This is a genomic window from Comamonas faecalis (assembly GCF_039538025.1).
Classification (GTDB): domain Bacteria; phylum Pseudomonadota; class Gammaproteobacteria; order Burkholderiales; family Burkholderiaceae_C; genus Comamonas_C; species Comamonas_C faecalis.
On record NZ_BAABBP010000001.1, the window covers coordinates 1 to 21,033 of the forward strand.

Here is a 21,033-nt window from a genome sequence, read left to right on the forward strand (position 1 = left end):
GTTGACCGTGGCCAGCATCTGCTCGGCCAGCTTGTGACGCTCCAGGCGGTGGCGAAAGCGCAAGATGGTGCTCTCGTCAGGCAGCCGTCCGTGGGCATCGAGCTGGGCAAAGTCCCGGTACAGGGGCATGTCAAACAAGGCCTCCTCCATCCCCAGATCCGACAGCTTGAACCACTGCTGCAAGAAGTGCAGGCGCAGCATGGTCTGCAGCTCAAATGGTGGACGACCATTCCTGCCTTCGGGGTAGTACGGGGCGATCAGCTGTACCAAGTCTTGCCAGGGCACGACCTGCTCCATCTGTTCGAGGAAGACTTGCTTGCGCGTCTTGCGCGTGCTCAGGTTCAGGGCGAGGCTGGTTTGCTTCATGGATGAGGAGAATGCCAGCGGTGGCTGACAGCTACCAGACAGGCGGGGAGGTTTTGCAGGATTTCCTTAACGCTATTTTTGACGGATGCGTTGTGATCAAAAGGGCCACTCGCCAAGGCTGGCAACGCCGGCGATGGCCCTTTTGATCGCAACCCGAAGGGAACATACTCAAAACGGCGCCACTCTTCGTTGCGCTCCTTGCCCAGACACCCAGTCTGGGCTGCGTCGCACGTCTCGATTGACGCCGTTTTGAGTATGTTCGCACCGCCAAAAATAGCGTTAACAGGCCCTACTTTGTCGGCTTCGCTTGTCGTGCTGCAGCACTGCCCGCGCTTCACCTTCGCGTACTCGATCGATATGGAAATGGAATGACGCGACGCCGGTGCGGATGTCCGATCGGCGACCGGATGCGCCGTGCGATTGCGCCTATATTTGTCCATCACATTTCAGCGACCGAGGAGCGAGACGCCATGGGCTACCCCAGCACCCAACTATTCATCGACGGCCAGTGGCAGGACGCCGCCGACGGCAAGAGCCTGCCGGTCTTCAACCCGGCCACCGGCAAGGAGATCGGTCGCGTGGCGCACGCCGGCATCGCCGACCTGGATCGTGCGCTGGCCGCGGCGCAAAAAGGCTTCGAGACCTGGCGCGACGTCTCGGCGTTCGAGCGCGCCAAGACCATGCGCCGCGCCGCCGCGCTGGTGCGCGAGCGCGCCGACGCGATTGCCGCGGTGATGACGCAGGAGCAGGGCAAGCCGCTGATCGAGGCCAAATTGGAGACCCTGGCCGCGGCCGACATCATCGAGTGGTTTGCCGACGAGGGCCAGCGCGTGTATGGGCGCATCGTGCCGGCGCGCAACCTGACGGTACGCCAGATGGTGGTCAAGGATCCGTTGGGCGTGGTCGCCGCATTCACGCCGTGGAACTTCCCGATCAACCAGGTGGTGCGCAAGGTCAGCGCGGCGCTGGCCGCGGGCTGCTCGGTGCTGGTCAAGGCCGCCGAGGAGACGCCCGCCAGCCCCGCCGAGCTGATTCGCGCGTTTGCCGACGCTGGCGTGCCGACCGGCGCCGTCGGGCTGGTCTACGGCAACCCGGCCGAGATCTCGGGCTACCTGATCCCGCACCCCGTCGTGCGCAAAGTCACGTTCACCGGATCGACCTTCGTCGGCAAGCAACTGGCGGCGCTGGCCGGCCAGCACATGAAGCGCGCGACGATGGAGCTGGGCGGCCACGCGCCGGTCATCGTCTGCGAGGACGCCGACATTGCGCTGGCCGTCAAGACGGCAGGCGGCTCCAAGTTCCGCAATGCCGGCCAGGTGTGCATCTCGCCGACGCGCTTTCTGGTGCACGAGGACGTCCGCGCGCAGTTCGTCGACGCGCTCACCAAGCACGCAGAGAGCCTGAAGGTGGGCGACGGCCTGGCCGAGGGCACGCAGATGGGCCCGCTGGCCAACCCGCGCCGGGTCACCGCGATGGCAGAATTTCTGGGCGACGCGCGCGCGCAGGGCGCCACGGTGCGCACCGGCGGTGAGCGCATCGGCGAGGCGGGCAACTTCTTCGCGCCGACGGTGCTCGACGACGTGCCGCTGTCGGCGCGCATCTTCAACGAGGAACCCTTCGGCCCGGTGGCCGCGGTGCGCGGCTTCACCGATCTGCAGGATGCGATTGCCGAGGCCAACCGCCTGCCGTTCGGCCTGGCGGGCTATGCCTACACCCGCTCGCTGAAGAACGCGCACCTGCTGAGCCAGCGCGTCGAGGTCGGCATGCTGTGGATCAACCAGCCCGCCGCGCCCTGGCCCGAGCTGCCGTTTGGCGGCATCAAGGACTCAGGTTATGGCAGCGAGGGCGGCATGGAGGCGCTGGAGGCCTGCCTGAACACGCGCACGGTGGTGATCACCAACGCCTGACGGCAGTTTTTAGTGAAAAAAACCGCAGTCATCGGACTGCGGTTTTTTCATGCGCGCGCCAAGGACGCGCGGTGGCATCAAGCTGCCATCAGATCTTCAGCGACGCCATGTCCTGCGTGAAGACCAGTTCGGAAACTCGGTTCCACAGGATCTGGTCGCGTTGGAAAGCCCTCAGATCGTCCAGAATTTTCTTGAACTGCGGATCCTTGGCGCTGTGCTCGGCGTAGACCTCCTGGGTCGCATTGAAACCTGCCTGCACGATCTCCTTGTTGAAGCGCTTGAGCTGGGTACCGGTGGCCACCAGGCGTTTGAGCGAAATCGGGTTCAGGTACAGGTACTTGGAGGTACCGTCGTTGTAGGCCACATCCATGGCCGCATTGACGATCGCCTTGTACTCGGGCGACAACTTGGCGTAGGCCTTGTTGTTGATGAAGAACTCCAGGTCAGCGCCGCCTTCCCACCAGGCGCCGTAGTAGTAGTACTTGGCCACCTTGTTCCAGCCCATCTTCTCGTCGTCGTAGGGGCCGACGAACTCGGCTGCATCCAGCGTGCCTTTTTCCAGTGCCTGGTAAACGTCACCGCCGGGCATGTTTTGCGCCACCACGCCCAGCTTGGCCATGGATTCGCCGAACACGCCGCCGCCCAGGCGCATCTTCAGGCCCTTGAAGTCCTCGGGCTTGTTCATTTCCTTGCGGTACCAGCCGCCCATCTGGGTGCCGGTGTTCAGCGCGCTGCGGGCGAAGAAGTTGTACTTGGCGAACAGTTCGTCGAGCAGCTTGTGGCCGTTGCCGTGCAGCTTCCAGGCCTGGTTCTGCTGCGGCGTGAAACCAAACGGAATGGCGCAGCTGAAGGCAAACGACGGATCCTTGCCGGTGTAGTAATAGGCTGCGGTCTCGCCCATCTCGATCGAGTCGTCGGCCAGCGCATCAACGATGCCGAACGCCGGGATCAGCTCGCCAGCAGCATGCACCGACACCTCGAACTTGCCACCCGACAGCGCCTTGACGGTCTCGGAGAATTTCACGGCGCAGCCGTGCAGCGTCTCCAGCGCCTTCGGAAAGCTGGTGGCCAGGCGCCAGCGCACGGTCTGCTGCGCGTGCACCGCGGGCGCCACGCCAGCGGCCAGCACACCGGCCACGCCTGCATGCTTGATGAGGGAACGACGATCCATCATTGACTCCTTGGAAGAATGGTTGGGAACAAACTGTTGCAGTGTAGTACGTTCCACGGACAAAACGCTCCGGCAAAACGCCTGGTTCACGGGGCGCGCGACGCCCATACCACATAGGCAATCACCGCCTCCAGCTGTTCGGGCGTCAGCTGTCCCTCGAACGAGGGCATGGCACCCGAACCGTCGCGCAGCACCGCGCGCACCTGGTCGCTGCCGGGCTGCAGTTCATTGAGATCCGGGCCGATGGAACCATCGGCCTGCGCGTCGCGCAGCGTGTGGCACACCGCGCAGGCCGGGCTGGCCTGCTGGGTGAACACCTTGCGCCCCAGGTCGATCTGCGCCGCGTCCGGCACGGCCGACTGCTGGGCCTGCGCTGCCCAGGCGGCGCAGGCCAGCGCGGCGGCGGCCACACGGGCCACTGTTATGCGCCGAACCACCTCAGGCCACCACCAGCTCGATGCTGCGATCCAGCCAGCTGTTGTTGTTGTAGCCGCGCTCGTTCTCGACGCGCTCGCGCGGCTGCACCTCGCCCTGGGCATTGCTTGCGCGCGTGGCGACTTGGTAGGTGCCGGGCTTGAGATCGACGGCGAGCACGAAGTTGCGCCAGGCAAACGGCCCCAGGTCGGCGCCAAACCACTGGGCGGCAGCCCAGGTCTTGCCGCCGTCGGTCGACACCTCCACGCCCTTGATCGGATGGGCGCCGCCAAAGGCCACGCCGACGAGTTGCACGCGCCCGGCCTTGACCGGCTTGCCCTGCTGCACCGGGCTGGTCAGCCAGGAGTTGACCGGCACGGCCCACAGCGACGGCGCGCCGGGGTTGCCCTTGGTGCCCACCGGCGTGAAGCGGTAGCTGCTCTGCTGGATCTTGGCTGGAGACTGCTCGGCGGTGAAGGCCAGGTGCTTGATGTACTTGATGTTGTTCACGCCCATGTAGCCGGGCACGATCATGCGCAGCGGCCCGCCGTGCGCCAGCGGCAGCGGCTCGCCGTTCAGTTCCCAGGCCAGGATGGCGTCGTCCAGCGCGGCCAGCGGCACCGAGCGCTCAACCATCACGGTCTTGGGGTCGATGCCCTCGGGAATCGTCTCGCCACCGGTGCCGGTGATGTATTTGGCGCCGCCGGCAACGCCGCCCAGCGCCTCGGCCACCACCTTGAGCGGCACGCCGGTAAAGGTCACGCAACCGGCCGCGCCCTCGCGCCACTGGGTGCCACTGGGCTTGTGCGGAAAATAGCCGCGGCCGTTGCCCGAGCACTGCAGCACCATGGTCACCGATGTGAGACCCAGGCGCTTGAGCTCGCCGAGCGTGGTGCGCATCGGGTTGGCCACGCCGGAAATCTCGATCACCCAGGCGTCCGGATCCTTGACGATGTCCTCGGACGGCGGATTCAGATTGTTGCGCACGTACAGGTAGTCGGTCGGCGTGACCGAGCCCTGGCCAAAATGGTCGCGGCGCAACTCGATGGTGTTGGCGCTGTGCACGATCATCGCGTCGGCGTTCTTCCAGCGCGCGTAGGCGGGCAGCGCCTTGGCCGGCGCCTCGCTCTTGCCGGTGTCGGCCAGCGCCACCCCGGGCGCGGCAACCAGTGCGGCCAGGCCGCCGCCGGTCCACAAGGCCTGGCGGCGCGTCGCACGCAACGCGTCGGATTGGGGTTGAAAAACAGGCATGGGAGGTCTCCTTGTCGTTGGATGGGCCGGCCCGGCAAGGCCCGCGCCCATGGTGGAAAACGTGCCGCCGGGCTGGATACTGCTACAAGCTTTGTAGTGCCCGGCGAACCGGTTCATTATTGCCAATTACGCGCCAGCGTGCACCGGCGTCGCCCCCGGGTTCTTCCCATGTTGGCGAGCCGCTGCCCGCCGCGCAGGTGCTGCTCAGACTGCGCGCAGCGCGGCGCCGGGCGCGGCTGCGGCGTCCAGCAGCGCGGCAAAGCGCGTGCGGATGGCGCACTCGATGCCCACGGCGTCCAGCCCATGCAGCGCCAGCAGCCTGGCCGGGTCGCCATGCTCGATGAAGGCGTCGGGCAGGCCCAGGTGCAGCACGGGCTTGACGAGGTCGGCCTCGGCCAGCGCCTCGGCCACGGCACTGCCTGCGCCGCCCATGATCGCGCCTTCCTCCAGCGTCACCAGCGCGTCGTGCTCTTGCGCCACCTGCAGCAACAAATCGGTGTCGAGCGGCTTGGCCCAGCGCATGTTGACCACGGTGGCGCCCAGCCGCTCGGCAGCCTCCAGCGCCGGGTAGAGCAAGGTGCCAAACGCAAGAATGGCCACGCGCCGGCCCTGGCGGCGCAGCTCGCCCTCGCCGAAGGGCAGGCCGTCCAGGCCCGGCAGCGGCGCCACGCCCACACCGGCGCCGCGCGGGTAGCGCACGGCCACCGGGTGATCCTGCTCGTAGGCGGTGGTGAGCAGCTGGCGGCATTCACGCTCATCGGCCGGGCAGGCCAGGCTCATGTTGGGAATGCAGCGGATGAAGGCGATGTCGTAGTTGCCGGCATGCGTCGCGCCGTCGGCGCCCACCAGGCCGGCGCGGTCCAGCGCAAACACCACGGGCAGGTTTTGCAGCGCCACGTCGTGGATCATCTGGTCGTAGCCGCGCTGCAAAAAGGTCGAATAGATCGCCACTACCGGCTTGACACCCTCGCAGGCCATGCCGGCGGCAAAGGTGACCGCATGCTGCTCGGCAATGCCCACGTCGTAGTAGCGCGCGGGAAAGCGCCGATTGAACTCGACCATGCCCGAGCCTTCGCGCATCGCCGGCGTGATGCCGACAAGGCGGGTGTCCTTCTCGGCCATGTCGCACAGCCATTGGCCGAATACCTGGGTGAAAGTTTGCTTGGCCGGCGCCGCGCTCTTGACCAGGCCCACCTGCGGGTCGAACTTGCCCGGGCCGTGGTAGGCCACCGGATCCTGCTCGGCCAGCTTGTAGCCCTGGCCCTTCTTGGTGACCACGTGCAGGAACTGCGGGCCCTTGAGGCTTTTGATGTTCTCCAGCGTCGGGATCAGCGCGTCCAGGTCGTGCCCGTCGATAGGGCCGATGTAGTGGAAACCGAAGTTCTCGAACAGCGTCGCCGGCAGCACCACGCCCTTGGCCTGCTGCTCCAGGCGCTTGGCGAGTTCGAGCAGCGGCGGCACGTTCTTCAGCATGCTGCGCCCCACATCGCGTGCCTTGGCGTAGAACTGCCCGCTCATCAGCTGCGCCAGGTAGCGGTTGAGCGCGCCCACCGGCGGGCTGATGCTCATGTCGTTGTCGTTGAGGATGACGAGCAGGTTGGCGTCGGACACACCGGCGTTGTTCAGCGCCTCGAAGGCCATGCCGGCGGTCATCGCGCCGTCGCCGATGATGGCCACGCTGTGGCGGCTCTCGCCCTTTTGCTTTGCGGCCAACGCCATGCCCAGCGCAGCCGAGATGCTGGTCGACGAGTGCGCCGTGCCGAAGGTGTCATACACGCTCTCGGCGCGCTGCGGAAAGCCCGAGATGCCGCCGAGCTGGCGCAGGCCGGCCATTGCCTCGCGCCGCCCGGTCAGGATCTTGTGCGGATAGGTCTGGTGGCCCACGTCCCACACCAGGCGGTCGTGCGGCGTGTTGAACACCGCGTGCAGCGCAATGGTCAACTCCACCGTCCCCAGGTTGGACGACAGATGGCCCCCGGTGCGCGCAACGCTGTGCAGCACGAAGTCGCGCAGCTCGCCGGCCAGGCCCTTGAGGTCGGCGCGCGACAGCCGGCGCAGGTCGGCCGGGTCATTCACACGTTCGAGCAGCGGATAGGAGTTCATCGACATAGGCCTCATTGTCTTGGCCCGGGCGGGCGGCGCCCGGGCTGGGTTCAGTGCGAGCGCTCGACCACCATGTCGGCCAGCGCCGCCAGTGCGCGCGTGTCGGCCAGCCCGCTGGCCGCCAGCGCCGCATGCGCCTGCGCGCGCAGGTCGCGGGCGTGGGCGCGCGCGCCGTCCAGCCCCATCAGCGACACATAGGTCGGCTTGTCGCTGGCTGCGTCCTTGCCGGCGGTCTTGCCCAGCGTGGCGCTGTCGGCCACCACGTCCAGCACGTCGTCGACCACCTGGAAGGCCAGGCCCAGCGCCTCACCATAGCGCGCCAGCGCCTGCTGTGCAGCCGCGTCCGCGACGCCGCAGGCCGCGCCCATCTGCACGCTGGCGCGCAACAACGCGCCGGTCTTCAGGCAGTGCATGCGCCGCAGCTGCGCCTCGTCAAGCTGCTTGCCTACGCTGGCCAGGTCAATCGCCTGGCCGCCGGCCATGCCCTCGGCGCCGGCGGCGCGCGCCAGCTGGCGGCACAGGCGCGCCTGCAGCGGCTCGGGCACGCCGGCCGCCGGGGTCAGCAATTCAAACGCCAGGGCCTGCAGCGCGTCGCCGGCCAGCAGTGCCTGCGCCTGGCCAAACTGCACATGCACCGTCGGCTTGCCGCGGCGCAGCACGTCGTTGTCCATGCACGGCATGTCGTCGTGCACCAGCGAGTAGGCGTGGATCAGCTCGACCGCGCAGGCCGCGCGCAGCGCCGCCTCGGCATGGCCGCCCACGGCTTCGCTTGCGGCCAGCACCAGCAGCGGGCGCAGGCGCTTGCCACCGTCGAGCACCGCATAGCGCATCGCCTGGCCCAGGCCGGCGGGCGCATCCTCGTCCACCCAGCGCTCCAGCGCCTGCTCCACACGGGCCAGCTGCCCGTCCATCCAGGCGGGCAGGTCGAACAGGGCTGCGGTCACTGCGCAGTCCATGGCTGCAGGCCGCCCTCGTCAAGCACCTTGACCTGGTCTTGCACTGCCTGCAGCCGCGCGCGGCAGAACGCCAGCAGCTGCGCGCCGCGCTGGTAGCCGGCCAGCATCTGCTCCAGCGGCAGCTGGCCCGATTCGACGCGCGCGATCAGCGCTTCGAGCTCCTGCACGGCGGCCTCGTAGCTGGCGGGCTCGGGAGCAAGGTTGTCCGCGGGGGCGGTTCGGGTGGAAGAGGCAGCAGCCTTGGGCATAGAGGGCAAAAGCGCCGGGGCGCACAAAACAGGAATGGGGCGGCCGGGCGCCCCGTGCAGAAAAAGGACGCCCATGCGTCCTGTGCAAACCCTTGATTTTAGGCGCATGCCCAAGAGCGCCAATACACATACCCCGGTCGAGGAAATAACCCCACTTTCTATAATCCCTTTCCCTTTCAACCGGCTGCCCTCGCTGTGCGCGGCCGGTTTCGTTTTTTCAGCCCGCACTCTTTCCTTGCGGAAAGCCGTGCCCTCCCTGTGGGGAGTCTTTAGGTCAGAGCCCACCGATGTCTGATTTAAGTCTTCGACTGCAGCCCGCCGCCAGCCAGCTACCGCCTTCCAGCTATTTCGACCCGGCGCTGTTCATGCAGGAGCGCCAACAGCTGTTTGCCCAGGGGCCGCGCTACGTCGGCCACCAGCTGGCCGTGCCCCAGCCGCACGATTACTACGTGCTGCCCCAGGAAAAAGGCGGGCGCGCGCTGCTGCGCAATGCACAGGGCCAGCTGCAGCTGCTGTCCAACTGCTGCCGCCACCGCCAGGCGGTGATGCTGGCCGGGCGCGGCAACCTGATGGACGAGGGGCGCGGCCACGCGGGCGGCAACATCGTCTGCCCGATTCACCGCTGGACCTATGCCGACGACGGCAAGCTGCTGGGCGCGCCGCATTTCGAGCAGGACCCCTGTCTGCACCTGAACAACTACGCGCTGCGCGAGTGGAACGGCCTGCTGTTCGAGGACAACGGCCGCGACATCGCCAGGGATCTGGCCGGCATGGCCGAGGCGCGCAACCTGTCGTTCGACGGCTACGCGCTCGACCATGTCGAGCTGCACGAGTGCAACTACAACTGGAAAACCTTCATCGAGGTCTATCTGGAGGACTACCACGTCGGCCCGTTCCACCCCGGGCTGGGCAACTTCGTCACCTGCGACGACCTGCGCTGGCAGTTTGCGCGCGAGTTCTCGGTGCAGACCGTAGGCGTGGCGCCCAGCTTCGGCAGCCCCGGCTCCGACGTGTACAAAAAATGGCACGAGGTGCTGCTCAAATACCAGGGCGGCGAGTTGCCTCAGCGCGGCGCCATCTGGCTGACTTACTACCCGCACATCATGGTCGAGTGGTACCCGCAGGTGCTCACCGTCTCCACGCTGCATCCGATCAGCGCCGAGAAGACGCTGAACATGGTCGAGTTCTACTACCCCGAGGAGATCGTGCTGTTCGAGCGCGAATTCGTAGAGGCCCAGCGTGCTGCCTACATGGAGACTGCCATCGAGGACGACGAGATCGGCGAGCGCATGGACGCGGGCCGGCGCGCGTTGATGGAGCGCGGCGACTGCGAGGTCGGCCCCTACCAGAGCCCGATGGAGGACGGCATGCAGCACTTCCACGAGTGGTACCGCACCAGGATGGGCGACGCCGTACCCCAGCGCTGAAGGCCAGCTCTCCACCAACCACATTGCTGCCAGCGTCCCACGCGCTGGCAGTTTTTGCCCTCCAACCTCAACGACGCCCATGCAAGCCCTGTGGATGATTGCGGCAGCGTTTCTGTTTGCCAGCATGGGCGTGTGCGTCAAGCTCGCGTCCAGCCACTTCAACCCGGCCGAGCTGGTGTTCTACCGCGGCCTGATCAGCATGGCCATGCTGTGGGCGCTGGCGCGCCACCAGGGCGTGATGCTGTCCACGCGCTACCCCGGCATGCACGCCTGGCGCAGCTTCATCGGCGTGACCTCGCTGGGCTGCTGGTTCTACACCATCGCCAAGCTGCCACTGCCCGTGGCCATGACCTTCAACTACATGAGCAGCGTGTGGATCGCCTTCTTCCTGGTCGGCGCCACGCTGATCGCCTGGCGCCCGGCGGTGGGCGAGGCGCAGCGCCCGCCGCTGCAAATCCCGCTGGTGCTGTGCGTGCTGGTGGGCTTTGGCGGCATCCTGCTGATGCTGCGCCCCAGCGTGCAGGACGGCGGCGGCTTTGCCGGCACCGTAGGCCTGATCGCCGGCATGGCCGCGGCGCTGGCCTATATGCAGGTGGTCGCGCTGTCGCGCCTGGGCGAGCCCGAGACGCGCACCGTCTTCTACTTCGCCGCCGGCTGCGCGGTCGCGGGCGGCCTGGCCATGCTGGTCGTCGGCCATTCGCCCTGGCCGGGCTGGCCCGCGCTGTGGCTGATTCCCATCGGCGTGCTGGCCGCTGGCGGCCAGCTGTGCATGACGCTGGCCTACGCGCGCTCGGCCAGCAGCCGCGGCACGCTGGTCGTCGCCAACCTGCAGTACTCGGGGCTGATCTTTGCCGCCTTCTACGGCATCGTCATCTTCGGCGACGACCTGCCCGCCATCGCCTGGCTGGGCATGCTGCTCATCGTCGCAAGCGGGGTCACGGCCACGGCGCTGCGCGCACGCTCGGCGTAGCAGGGCGCGACAATGGCGGCTTTGACAGCTCACTGACCACCGCCATGCCCCAGCCCCCCTACACCGCCCTGATCTCTCCCGCGCAGCTGCAGGCGCTGATTGCCAGCGGCGCGCCGCTGATGGTCTTTGACTGCAGCTTCGACCTGGCCCAACCCGCGCTGGGCGAGCAGCAATACCTGCAGGCCCACATTGCCGGCGCGCAATATGTGCACCTGGATCGCCACCTGAGCGCCGGCCCCGGCGACCAGCCCGCCAGCGGCGGGCGCCACCCGCTGCCCAGCCGCGAGCACTTTGCCCAGTGGCTGGCCAGCATCGGCTTTGCCAACGGCATGCAGGCCGTCGTCTACGACCGCAGCGGCTCATGCCAATGCGCGCGCCTGTGGTGGATGCTCAAGTGGGCGGGGCACGACGCGGCCGCCGTGCTCGACGGCGGCTGGCAGGCCTGGCAGCAGGTCGGCGGCGCCACCGCCGCGGGCCAGGAGCCGCCGCGCGCCAGCACCACGTTCGCGCTGCACCCGCCGCTGCGCCAGCTCGTCACCGTGGGCGAGGTGCAAAGCCGGCTGGGCAGCGCCGGGCAGACCATCGTCGACGCGCGCGGCGAAGCGCGCTATCGCGGCGAGGTCGAGCCTCTGGATCCGGTGGCCGGCCACATTCCCGGCGCACTCAACCGCCCATTCGGCCTGAACCTGCAGGAAGACGGCCACTACAAGACGCCCGCTCTGCTGCGCCAGGAATTCGACACGCTGCTGGCCGGCCGCCCCGCCGCCAGTGTGGTGCACCAGTGTGGCAGCGGCGTGAGCTGCATTCCCAATTTGCTGGCCATGGAGCTGGCCGGCTACGCGCCCACCGCGCTGTTTGCCGGCAGCTGGAGCCAGTGGTGTGCAGACCCGGCACGCCCGGTGGCGCGCGGCTGACTCAACACCCCAGTCTGCACAACAAAAAACCGGCCCTGCTACGGGCCGGTTTTTTGTGTCCGCCTCCGTGGCGGTATTGCGGCGTCACGGGCGCTATTGGCCCAGCGAGTCCTGGATGGCTTTCATCGGGTCATCGCTCTCGCCGCCAACGCCGATGCTGCTGTGGCCGTTGCCGGCATCCCCCGCGCCGGGCAGGCCGTTGCCGGAGGAGCCTCCCGGCGCGGCTGGTTCCTGCGGAGCGAACAGCGAAGGCGCTTCATTGAAGTCCGGGCTGCTGTCGCCCTGGTCGAGCTGGTCGAACATCTGCTGCTGCACCGCGTTCAGGTCGACGTCGATTTGCTTGTCCAGGTTGTTGGTGACCAGGCCGGGGAAGGCAATCAGGAGGGCGACCATGGACAGCTGCAGCAGCAGGAAGGGGATGGCGCCCTTGTAGATCTGCATCGTGGTGACCGGCGCCATGGTCTTGCCGGTATGGCTGTCGACGTAGGGCTTTTCTGGCGCGACCGAGCGCAGGTAGAACAGCGCGAAGCCGAACGGCGGGTGCAGGAAGGAGGTCTGCATGTTGACCGCCAGCAGCACGCCGAACCAGATCAGGTCGATCCCCATTTTGTCGGCGATGGGCGCCAGGATGGGCACGACGATGAAGGACAGCTCGAAGAAGTCCAGGAAGAACGCCAGGAAGAACACCAGTACGTTCACGAAGATCAGGAAACCGAGGTGTCCGCCCGGCAGCTTGGAGAGCAGGTGCTCGACCCAGACCGGGCCGTCGGCGGCCTGGAACACCATGCTGAAGATGGTGGCGCCGATCAGGATGAACATCACGAAGGACGCCAGCTTGGTCGTGGTGTTCAGCGCCTGGCGCAGCAGCGCCCAGCTCAGGCGCCGGCGCATCGTGGCCATGATGAGCGCGCCCATGGCGCCCATGGCGCCGCCCTCGGTCGGCGTGGCCACGCCCAGGAAGATGGTGCCCAGCACCAGGAAGATCAACAGCAGCGGCGGGATCAGCACGAAGGTCACGCGCTCGGCCAGCTTGGACAGCAGGCCCAGGTGGGTGACGCGGTTGATGACCGCGATCAGCCAGGCGAAGAAGGTGCCGCCGCACATCGCGACGACGATCTTCTCGTCGGTCGGCACGAACTCGACCAGCTCGCCCTGCCACCAGCTGTGCACCGCTTCCATGTGCGTGCCCAGGTAGATGGCCACCAGGGTGGATGCCAGCGCCAGCAGGCCCAGCGACGCGTAGCCGTGGCTGCCGCTGGGTTCGCGGAACGTCCGTGCCTCGGGCGGCAGCGCAGGCACCATCTTCGGGCGGAAGATGGCCAGCGCGGCAATGAACAGGATGTACAGCCCCATCAGCGCAAAGCCGGGGATGAAGGCGCCCTTGTACATGTCGCCCACGCTCTTGCCCATCTGGTCGGCCAGGATGATCAGCACCAGCGACGGTGGGATGACCTGCGCCAGCGTGCCCGAAGCGGCAATCACGCCGCTGGCCAGGCTGCGGCTGTAGCCGTAGCGCAGCATGATGGGCATGGAGATCAGGCCCATCGAGATGACCGAAGCGGCGACGACGCCGGTGGTGGCCGCCAGCATGGCGCCCACCAGCACCACCGCCAGCGCCAGGCCGCCGCGCAGCGGGCCGAACACCTGGCCGACGGACTCCAGCAAATCCTCGGCCATGCCGCTGCGCTCCAGGATCAGCCCCATCAGCGTGAAGAAGGGCACGGCCAGCAGCGTCTCGTTGGCCATGATGCCGATCAGCCGCAGCGGCAGCACCGACAGGATGGCCTGCGGGAAGATATCGAGCCAGACTCCCAGCAGGCCGAAGAACAGCCCGGCGGCGCCCAGGCTGAAGGCAACCGGGAAGCCCAGGATCAGAAAGCAGATCAGCCCGACGAACATGATCGGGGCGAAGTTCGATGCGATGAATTCCATGGTGTGTGTGCTCCGCGCGCGTTCAGTTCTTGTTCTGCGCGGTGGCAGTGGGGTCGCCCGCCTGGGCACGCAGCGCCTCGATCAGCGCCTGCTCATCGGTCTTCTCGTCGGGCTTGACAGTCGGATCCGGCCCCAGGCCCTTCAGGAAGGCGATGCACTTGATCAACTCGGACCAGCCCTGCAGCAGCAGCAGCGTAAAGCCCAGCGGCAGGGCCGCCCACACTGGCCAGCGGATCAACCCGCCCGGGTTGTTCGACATTTCGCCGCTGGAGTACATCTGCAGGGCCATCGGGGTGCTGTAGTACAGCACCATCAGGCACACCGGCGTGAGAAAGAAGAGCAGACCGAAGATCTCGATGGCCATCTGCACCTTCTTGGGGAAATGGCTGTTGAGCACGTCGATGCGCACATGCTCGCGCTTGAGCAGCGTAAAGCCGGCTGCGATCAGGAAGGACCAGGCAAACAAATACCACTGCACCTCGAGAAAGCCGTTGGAGCTGTAGTTGAACGCCTTGCGGATCACCGCATTGACGGCGCTGATGACGGTGGCGCCAAAGATCAGCCAGATGGCGTATTTGCCGACCAGCGTGTTGAGCCGGTCGATCGCTCGCGATAACGAGAGCAGGGCCTGCATGGTGTCTCCAGGGTAAGGACAACGAAGCGCAGCATGGATCCATGTGGGGTGGCATGGTGCTGCAAGGCATCTCAAGAACCGCGCCGGATGGCGTGCAGGGTCGCTGCAACGCTTTGTGACGAAGCACCTTGGGAGAAGGGTTTCGTCGCCCGTATACATATGCACACAGGCGGCGAGGTCGTCATTCTAAGGAAACTGCCCGGGACCGTGGCGGCTGGTGCGCAACGTTGTTTCTTACGAGTCAGATTTCGAGAATGATTCTTGCCAGACAAGCCCTTGGGCTCGGGTTTGTCCGCAAATCGGATGTCATTTGTTCAACTCAATCGAGCAACGCGACACCTTTGACTTGCGCGATCATCGACTGGCCCGGCGCCAGCGCCAGCTGCCGGCACGAGCGCTGGGTGATGCGCGCCAGCAGCGCCGTGCCCGCTGCGTCCAGCGTGACCAGCACCTGGCCCGGGCCGTCTTCGTGCAGCGCGGTGATGGTGGCGGGGAGCAGGTTCAGGATGCTGCTCCCGGCCACCGGAGGGCGCGCCAGGCTGACGTCGCGCGCCGCGATGCGCAGGCGCACCTCGTCGCCCACACGGTGCGCGCGCGTGCTGACCAGGTGCAGCTGTCCGCCGGCAAAGGCGACGGTCAGCAGGTGGTCGGCCGCATCGTGCTGCACGACGCGCGCCTGCACCAGCGCCGCGCCGGCCTCCTCATGCGCCAGCGGCAGGTCGGCGCGTGCCATCAGGTCGGCGGTTGCGCCCTGGGCGCGCACGCGGCCGCCGTCGAGCAGCACCAGGTGCGATGCCAGGCGCGCCACCTCGTCGGGCGCGTGGCTGATGTAGATCATCGGAATGTCCAGGTGGCGCTGCAGCCGCTCCAGGTAGGGCAGCACTTCGGCCTTGCGCGCCGCGTCCAGCGCCGCCAGCGGCTCGTCCATCAACAGCACGCGCGGGCTGGCGGCCAGCGCCCGGGCAATCGCCACGCGCTGGCGCTCGCCGCCCGACAGCGTGTGCGGCATGCGCGCGGTGAGCGCGCCCAGGCCCAGCAGCTCGATGGCCTGATCCAGCGACACGCGCCGGTGCTGCGGCAGCTGGCGCTTGAGGCCGTATTCCATGTTCTGCTGCACCGACAGGTGGGCAAACAGGCTGGCTTCCTGGAACACATAGCCCAGGCGGCGCTGGTGCGTGGGCAGCCACAGGCGCGCGTCGTCGTCCTGCCACAGCGCGTCGCCTGCCTGCACGCGCCCGCGTGCGCGTTCCAGCCCGGCAATGGCGCGCAGGCAGGTGGTCTTGCCGCAACCCGACGGGCCGAACAGCGCGCTGACGCCGCGCCCGGGCAGTTGCAAGTCGACGTCCAGTGTGAAGTCGGCGCGCTGCAGCAGCAGGCGTGCGTGGATCGCGGCGCTCATTGCAGTCGCCCCTTGGGCTGCAGCCAGTGCAGCAGCACGAGCACGACGAAGGCGAACACCACCATGCCGGCGGCCAGCCCGTGCGCCTGGCCGTACTCCATGGCTTCGACGTGGTCGTAGATTTGCACCGAGACCACGCGCGTTTTGCCCGGGATATTGCCGCCCAGCATCAGGATCACGCCGAACTCGCCCACGGTGTGGGCAAAGCTGAGCACCGCAGCGGTAATGAAGCCCGGGCGCGCCAGCGGCAGCGCCACGGTAAAGAAGCGATCCAGCGGCCGCGCGCCCAGGCAGGCGGCGACCTCCAGCGGGCGCGCACCGACGGACTCGAACGCGCGCTGCAGCGGCTGCACGGCAAACGGCAGCGAATAGACGACGGAGCCCACGACCAGGCCCCAGAAGGTGAATGGCAGCCGCCCCCAGCCCATTGCCGTCGTCAGCTGCCCGACCGGGCCGTTCGGCCCCAGCAACAGCAGCAGGTAGAAGCCGATCACCGTCGGCGGCAGCACCAGCGGCAGCGCCACCACGGCGCCGATCGGCGCGCGCCAGCGCGAGCGCGTGTGCGCCAGCCACCAGGCCAGCGGCGTGCACAGCACCAGCAGCAGTGCTGTGGTGATGCTGGCCAGCTCCAGCGTCAGCCGGATCGCCAGCCAGTCTTCAGGGGAGAACAGGGACACTGCTGTGTTGGATTCGAGGGAGAGGCAGCGGCGCGGGCGTGCTCAACGCCCGCGCTTCAGAACGAGTAGCCGTAGGACGTGATGATCGCACGCGCCTTGTCGCCCTTGATGTATTGCATCAGCGCGCTGGCCGCGGCGTTGCCCTGGCCGGGCTGCAGCACGATGGCGTCCTGGCGGATCGGGTCGTGCAGGCTGGCCGGCACCACCCAGGCCGAGCCCTCGCGCAGCTTGCCGTCCTCGGTCACCTGCGAGAGCGCAACAAAGCCCAGTTGGGCGTTGCCCGAGGCGGCGAACTGGTAGGTCTGGCCGATGTTCTCGCCCTGCACCACGCGCGGCTGCACCTGAGCGGCCAGGCCCAGCTTGTCCAGCGTCTGCATGGCCGCGGCGCCGTAGGGCGCCAGCTTGGGGTTGGCAATCGCGATGTGCTGCCAGTCGGACTTCTCCAGCACCTTGCCCTCGGCGTCGACGTAGCCCGGCTGCTTGCTCCACAGCACCAGCTGGCCGATGGCGTAGGTGAAGTGCGTTGCGCCATCGCCCAGGCCTTCGCTGGCAATCTTCGCGGGCGTGGCGTCGTCGGCCGCCAGCAGAATGCCGAACGGTGCGCCGTTCTTGATCTGCGCATAGAACTTGCCGGTGGCGCCGAATGAAAGCTCGGCCTTGTGGCCGGTGTCCTGTTCGAACTGCGTGGCAATCTTCTGCATCGGCGCGGTGAAGTTGGCGGCAACGGCCACCGACACCGTATCGGCCAGCGCGGCGGGCGCGTGCGCTGCACCCAGCAGCACGGCCAGAGCGGTGATGCGCGGCATAAAGCGTGCGGCGGGGCGCTGCAGGGAAGGGGATGGCATCATCGAAATCTCGCTATTCAAAAAAAGAATAGCGGAAAGTATAGCGATCCGCTTGCCTATCATCGCGCTCATGACGCACAAGACGCCGCACAAAACACTTTCGGTTTGGGACGCGCTCGGCCAGGAGCAGGCCGACAGGCGCATTGCGGTGTTGCGCGAGATAGGCGAGGGCGGCTCGATCTCGCAGGCCGCGCGCGCCATCGGCATGAGCTACAAGGCCGCGTGGCAGGCGCTCGACACGCTGACCAACCTGGCCGGCGTGGTGCTGGTCGAGCGGGCGGTGGGCGGCGCCGGCGGCGGTGGCGCGCGCCTGACGCAGGCCGGCCATGAGCTGCTGGCCGCTGCCGACGCGCTGCACCGGGCGCGCCGCCAGGTGCTGGCCCAGGCCGCCGATCGGCCAGGCGCTGCGACGGCCCACGCTGCGGCTGCGCACTTGCTGGTGCGCACCAGCATGCGCAACCAGTGGCCCTGCACTGTGCAGTCGCTGCAGTTGCAAGGCCAGGTGGCGCACGTGGCGCTGCAGGTGGTCGGCGGCGATGGCCAGGCGCTGGCGCTGCAGGCGCGCATCACGCGCGAGAGCGCTGAGCTGTTGGGGCTGCGCCCGGGCATGGCGCTGCAGGCGCTGTGCAAGGCCACGGCGGTGCAGGCCACGGTGCCGGCTGTCGGTGCGCAGCCGCTGGCCGCCAATCATTGGGCCGGGCGGGTGACGCGCATTGCGCGCAGCAGCCAGGGCGACGAGGTGTCGGCCGAGCTGGCGCCAGGGGTCGTCATGGTGGGTTTTGCGCCGGCTGGAACGCGGCTGCGCGCGGGCAGCCGCGTCGTGATGGACGCCCAGGAATCGAGCGTCGTGCTGGCCGTCGTCGGCGTGTGAAGCGCAATAACATGAATGCAAATAGGGTTTAGGTAGTCCTGCTTAGGCATTTCTCCCAGTGCGTTGCTGCCGGGCTGGATTTACGATGCGCTGCAACATTTTCAAGACAGGCCGGCGCCACCCACCCGTGCCGCAAACGGCCCGCAGACATGAGCGACACCATCCTCGAAACCAAAAACCTGACCAAGGACTTCAAGGGCTTCACCGCCGTGCACGACGTGAACCTGTCGGTGCGCCGCGGCGACATCCACGCCCTGATCGGCCCCAACGGCGCGGGCAAGACCACCTGCTTCAACCTGCTGACCAAGTTTCTGGAGCCCACGTCGGGCAGCATCCGCTTCAACGGCGTGGACATCACGCGCGAGCAGCCGGCTCAGATCGCCCGGCGCGGCGTGATCCGCTCGTTCCAGATCTCGGCGGTGTTCCCCAACTTCACGCTATTGGAGAACGTGCGCCTGGCGCTGCAGAGAAAGCTGGGTACCAGCTATCACTTCTGGCGCTCAAGCAAGTCGCTCAACCAGCTCAACGACCGCGCCATGCAGCTGCTGGCCGAGGTAGGGCTGCAGGAGCTGGCCGACGAGTTGACGCTGAACCTGCCCTATGGCCGCAAGCGCGCGCTGGAGATTGCCACCACGCTGGCGATGGAGCCCGAGCTGATGCTGCTCGACGAGCCCACGCAAGGCATGGGCCACGAGGACGTGGATCGCGTCACGCAGCTGATCAAGAAAGTCTCGACCGGCCGCACCATCCTGATGGTCGAGCACAACATGAAGGTGATCGCGACGATTGCCGACCGCATCACCGTGCTGCAGCGCGGCGCCGTGCTGGCCGAGGGCAACTACGACGAAGTCTCGAACAATCCTCAAGTGATGGAAGCCTACATGGGAACCACCGAAGGCCAATTGCAGGGAGCGCATTGACATGGCGACGCCTGCTCTGGAAATCAAGGATCTGCAAGCCTGGTACGGCGAGTCACACGTGCTGCACGGTGTGGACATGGTGGTGCAGCCCGGCGAGGTGGTGACGCTCTTGGGGCGCAACGGCGCCGGGCGCACCTCCACGCTGCGCGCCATCATGGGACTGACCGGCGCGCGCAAGGGCTCGATCAAGGCCTACGGGCAGGAAACCATCGATTTGCCCACATACCGCATCGCCCACCTGGGCCTGGGCTACTGCCCCGAGGAGCGTGGCATCTTCTCCAGCCTGTCGTGCGAGGAGAACCTGCTGCTGCCCCCGCATCTGAAGACGGGCGAGCAGGGCATGTCGATCGACGAGATCTACGCCATGTTCCCCAACCTGGCCGAGCGCAAGAACAGCCAGGGCACGCGCCTGTCGGGCGGCGAGCAGCAGATGCTGGCCGTGGCGCGCATTCTGCGCACCGGCGCCAAGCTGCTGCTGCTCGACGAGATCTCCGAGGGCCTGGCGCCCGTCATCGTGCAGGCGCTGGCGCGCATGATCACGACGCTGCGCGAGAAGGGCTACACCGTGGTCATGGTCGAGCAGAATTTCCGCTTTGCCGCGCCGCTGGCCGACCGCTTCTACGTGATGGAGCACGGCCGCATGGTGGAGCAGTTCGAGGCAGCCGAGCTTGAAGCCAAGATGCCCGTGTTGAACCAGTTGCTGGGCGTGTAAGCACGCGTGCCCCGGCACCGCATTTTTTGACCGACGTAAAGGAGAAGCGACGATGAACCACAAAATCAAGACCCTGGTGACGGCGCTGTCCATGGCGGGCCTGGGCCTGGCGGCCGTGCAGGCGCATGCCCAGGACAAACTGAAGATCGGCTTCATCACCGACATGTCGAGCCTGTACGCCGACGTGGAGGGCAAGAACGGCGCGCTGGCCATCCAGATGGCCATCGACGACTTTGGCGGCAAGGTGCTGGGCAAACCCATCGAGCTGCTGACGGCCGACCACCAGAACAAGCCCGACATCGCCGCGACCAAGTCGCGCGAATGGATCGACACGCAAGGGTTGACCATGCTGTTCGGCGGAACCAACTCAGGCACGGCGCTGGCCATGGCCGACGTGGCCAAGGAGAAGAAGCGCGTGTTCATCGACAGCGGTGCGGGTTCGTCGGCACTGACCAACGAGCAGTGCAGCCCCTACACCGTGCACTACGCCTATGACACCGTGGCGCTGGCCAAGGGTACGGGCAGCGCCGTGGTCAAGAACGGGGGCAAGACCTGGTTCTTCCTGACCGCCGACTACGCCTTTGGCCATGCGCTGGAGGCGGACACCGCCAAGGTCGTCAAGGAGAACGGCGGCGAGGTGCTGGGCAGCGTGCGCCATCCGCTCAATGCCTCGGACTTCTCCTCGTTCCTGCTGCAGGCGCAAAACTCCAAGGCGCAGATCCTGGGCCTGGCCAACGCCGGCGGCGACACGATCAATGCGATCAAGGCGGCCAAGGAGTTCGGCATCAACAAGACGATGAAGCTGGCCGGCCTGCTGGTCTTCATCACCGACGTGCACAGCCTGGGCCTGAAGAACACCGAGGGCCTGCTGCTGACAACCAGCTGGGACTGGAACCTGAACGACGACACGCGCGCGTTCGGCAAGCGCTTCTTCGAGAAGACTAAGCGCATGCCCACCGACATCCACGCGGCCGACTACTCGGCGACGATGAACTACCTCAAGGCCGTGCAGGCCGCGGGCACGACGGACGCCGACGCGGTCATGGCCAAGCTCAAGTCCACGCCGATCGACGACTTCTACGCCAAGGGCGTGATCCGTCCCGACGGTCGCTTCGCCCACGACATGTATCTGATGCAGGTCAAGTCGCAAAAAGAATCGCAGCAACCCTGGGACTACTACAAGGTGGTCGCCAAGCTGCCGGCCGACCAGGTCTGGACGACCAAGGCCGAGAGCAAGTGCGCACTGTGGAAGTGACGCTTTGACCGCTGGGGCCACCTTTGGCGGTGCCTTGGCACCGTCGGGTGGCTTGCAGCAT

At 67.0% G+C, this 21,033-nt stretch carries 20 protein-coding genes; 8 read left to right on the forward strand and 12 right to left on the reverse strand.

Translation table 11 applies throughout. The annotated features are described in order from the left end of the window. A partial coding sequence (locus ABD767_RS00005) for a transposase (RefSeq protein WP_344867433.1) occupies positions 1-366 on the reverse strand: 366 nt, incomplete at its 3' end. Between the two features lie 470 nt (positions 367-836). On the opposite strand from ABD767_RS00005, the gene ABD767_RS00010 reads away from it, so the two are divergent. After that, positions 837-2,273 (forward strand): aldehyde dehydrogenase family protein, encoded by a 1,437-nt coding sequence (locus ABD767_RS00010; RefSeq protein ID WP_103044718.1) that lies wholly within the window; start codon positions 837-839, stop codon positions 2,271-2,273. Positions 2,274-2,361: 88 nt separating this feature from the next. Here the strand turns inward: ABD767_RS00010 and ABD767_RS00015 are convergent, their stop codons facing one another. The 6 genes from ABD767_RS00015 to ABD767_RS00040 all read right to left on the reverse strand — a co-directional run bounded on the left by ABD767_RS00015 (position 2,362) and on the right by ABD767_RS00040 (position 8,416). Continuing rightward, the gene (locus ABD767_RS00015) at positions 2,362-3,444 is read right to left on the reverse strand and encodes a TRAP transporter substrate-binding protein DctP (RefSeq protein WP_103044720.1); all 1,083 of its coding nucleotides are present in this window, start codon (positions 3,442-3,444) and stop codon (positions 2,362-2,364) included. Positions 3,445-3,530: 86 nt separating this feature from the next. Beyond that, positions 3,531-3,863 (reverse strand): SorU family sulfite dehydrogenase c-type cytochrome subunit, encoded by a 333-nt coding sequence (gene sorU / locus ABD767_RS00020; protein WP_344867438.1) that lies wholly within the window; start codon positions 3,861-3,863, stop codon positions 3,531-3,533. 19 nt (positions 3,864-3,882) lie between these two features. Beyond that, on the reverse strand, positions 3,883-5,109 hold the full coding sequence (gene sorT / locus ABD767_RS00025) for a SorT family sulfite dehydrogenase catalytic subunit (protein ID WP_103044716.1): 1,227 nt from the start codon (positions 5,107-5,109) through the stop codon (positions 3,883-3,885). A 204-nt stretch (positions 5,110-5,313) separates the two neighbouring features. Further along, complete coding sequence (dxs, locus tag ABD767_RS00030; protein WP_103044715.1) at positions 5,314-7,218, reverse strand: 1-deoxy-D-xylulose-5-phosphate synthase; 1,905 nt, start codon at positions 7,216-7,218, stop codon at positions 5,314-5,316. Positions 7,219-7,262: 44 nt separating this feature from the next. Next, positions 7,263-8,168, reverse strand: a complete 906-nt coding sequence (locus ABD767_RS00035) for a farnesyl diphosphate synthase (RefSeq protein WP_103044714.1) — start codon at positions 8,166-8,168, stop codon at positions 7,263-7,265. Further along, a complete protein-coding gene (locus tag ABD767_RS00040) occupies positions 8,153-8,416 on the reverse strand; it encodes an exodeoxyribonuclease VII small subunit (protein ID WP_103044713.1) in 264 nt (87 codons plus the stop codon). The genes ABD767_RS00035 and ABD767_RS00040 overlap by 16 nt, the downstream gene beginning before the upstream one ends. 287 nt (positions 8,417-8,703) lie before the next feature. On the opposite strand from ABD767_RS00040, the gene ABD767_RS00045 reads away from it, so the two are divergent. The 3 genes from ABD767_RS00045 to ABD767_RS00055 all read left to right on the forward strand — a co-directional run bounded on the left by ABD767_RS00045 (position 8,704) and on the right by ABD767_RS00055 (position 11,727). Then, positions 8,704-9,843: an SRPBCC family protein gene (locus tag ABD767_RS00045; RefSeq protein ID WP_103044712.1), complete on the forward strand. Its 1,140-nt coding sequence runs from the start codon at positions 8,704-8,706 to the stop codon at positions 9,841-9,843. Between the two features lie 79 nt (positions 9,844-9,922). Continuing rightward, entirely contained in the window at positions 9,923-10,813 is an 891-nt protein-coding gene (locus tag ABD767_RS00050) for an EamA family transporter (protein WP_103044711.1), read from the forward strand. 44 nt (positions 10,814-10,857) lie between these two features. Then, complete coding sequence (locus ABD767_RS00055; protein WP_103044710.1) at positions 10,858-11,727, forward strand: rhodanese-like domain-containing protein; 870 nt, start codon at positions 10,858-10,860, stop codon at positions 11,725-11,727. A 93-nt stretch (positions 11,728-11,820) separates the two neighbouring features. Here the strand turns inward: ABD767_RS00055 and ABD767_RS00060 are convergent, their stop codons facing one another. From ABD767_RS00060 to modA, 5 genes are all read right to left on the reverse strand, one after another. Continuing rightward, positions 11,821-13,659, reverse strand: coding sequence for a TRAP transporter large permease subunit (locus ABD767_RS00060; RefSeq protein WP_103044709.1), 1,839 nt, complete (start codon positions 13,657-13,659; stop codon positions 11,821-11,823). A 22-nt stretch (positions 13,660-13,681) separates the two neighbouring features. After that, on the reverse strand, positions 13,682-14,293 hold the full coding sequence (locus ABD767_RS00065) for a TRAP transporter small permease subunit (protein ID WP_103044708.1): 612 nt from the start codon (positions 14,291-14,293) through the stop codon (positions 13,682-13,684). 319 nt (positions 14,294-14,612) lie between these two features. Beyond that, positions 14,613-15,692, reverse strand: a complete 1,080-nt coding sequence (modC, locus tag ABD767_RS00070) for a molybdenum ABC transporter ATP-binding protein (RefSeq protein ID WP_103044707.1) — start codon at positions 15,690-15,692, stop codon at positions 14,613-14,615. Continuing rightward, on the reverse strand, positions 15,689-16,369 hold the full coding sequence (gene modB, locus ABD767_RS00075) for a molybdate ABC transporter permease subunit (RefSeq protein WP_425549875.1): 681 nt from the start codon (positions 16,367-16,369) through the stop codon (positions 15,689-15,691). Before modB ends, modC begins: the two co-directional genes overlap by 4 nt. A 56-nt stretch (positions 16,370-16,425) precedes the next feature. Then, positions 16,426-17,175: a molybdate ABC transporter substrate-binding protein gene (gene modA, locus ABD767_RS00080; RefSeq protein ID WP_103044706.1), complete on the reverse strand. Its 750-nt coding sequence runs from the start codon at positions 17,173-17,175 to the stop codon at positions 16,426-16,428. A 109-nt stretch (positions 17,176-17,284) separates the two neighbouring features. Here modA and ABD767_RS00085 point away from each other — a divergent pair, with 109 nt between their 5' ends. From ABD767_RS00085 to ABD767_RS00100, 4 genes are all read left to right on the forward strand, one after another. Beyond that, positions 17,285-18,085 carry a TOBE domain-containing protein gene (locus ABD767_RS00085; protein WP_103044705.1) on the forward strand — a complete coding sequence of 267 codons (801 nt, stop codon included), beginning with the start codon at positions 17,285-17,287 and terminating at the stop codon, positions 18,083-18,085. 149 nt (positions 18,086-18,234) lie between these two features. Beyond that, positions 18,235-19,005 carry an ATP-binding cassette domain-containing protein gene (locus ABD767_RS00090; RefSeq protein WP_103044704.1) on the forward strand — a complete coding sequence of 257 codons (771 nt, stop codon included), beginning with the start codon at positions 18,235-18,237 and terminating at the stop codon, positions 19,003-19,005. 1 nt (position 19,006) lies between these two features. Then, positions 19,007-19,717 carry an ATP-binding cassette domain-containing protein gene (locus ABD767_RS00095; protein ID WP_103044703.1) on the forward strand — a complete coding sequence of 237 codons (711 nt, stop codon included), beginning with the start codon at positions 19,007-19,009 and terminating at the stop codon, positions 19,715-19,717. Between the two features lie 52 nt (positions 19,718-19,769). Continuing rightward, positions 19,770-20,972: an ABC transporter substrate-binding protein gene (locus ABD767_RS00100; RefSeq protein WP_103044702.1), complete on the forward strand. Its 1,203-nt coding sequence runs from the start codon at positions 19,770-19,772 to the stop codon at positions 20,970-20,972. Positions 20,973-21,033 lie beyond the last annotated feature (61 nt).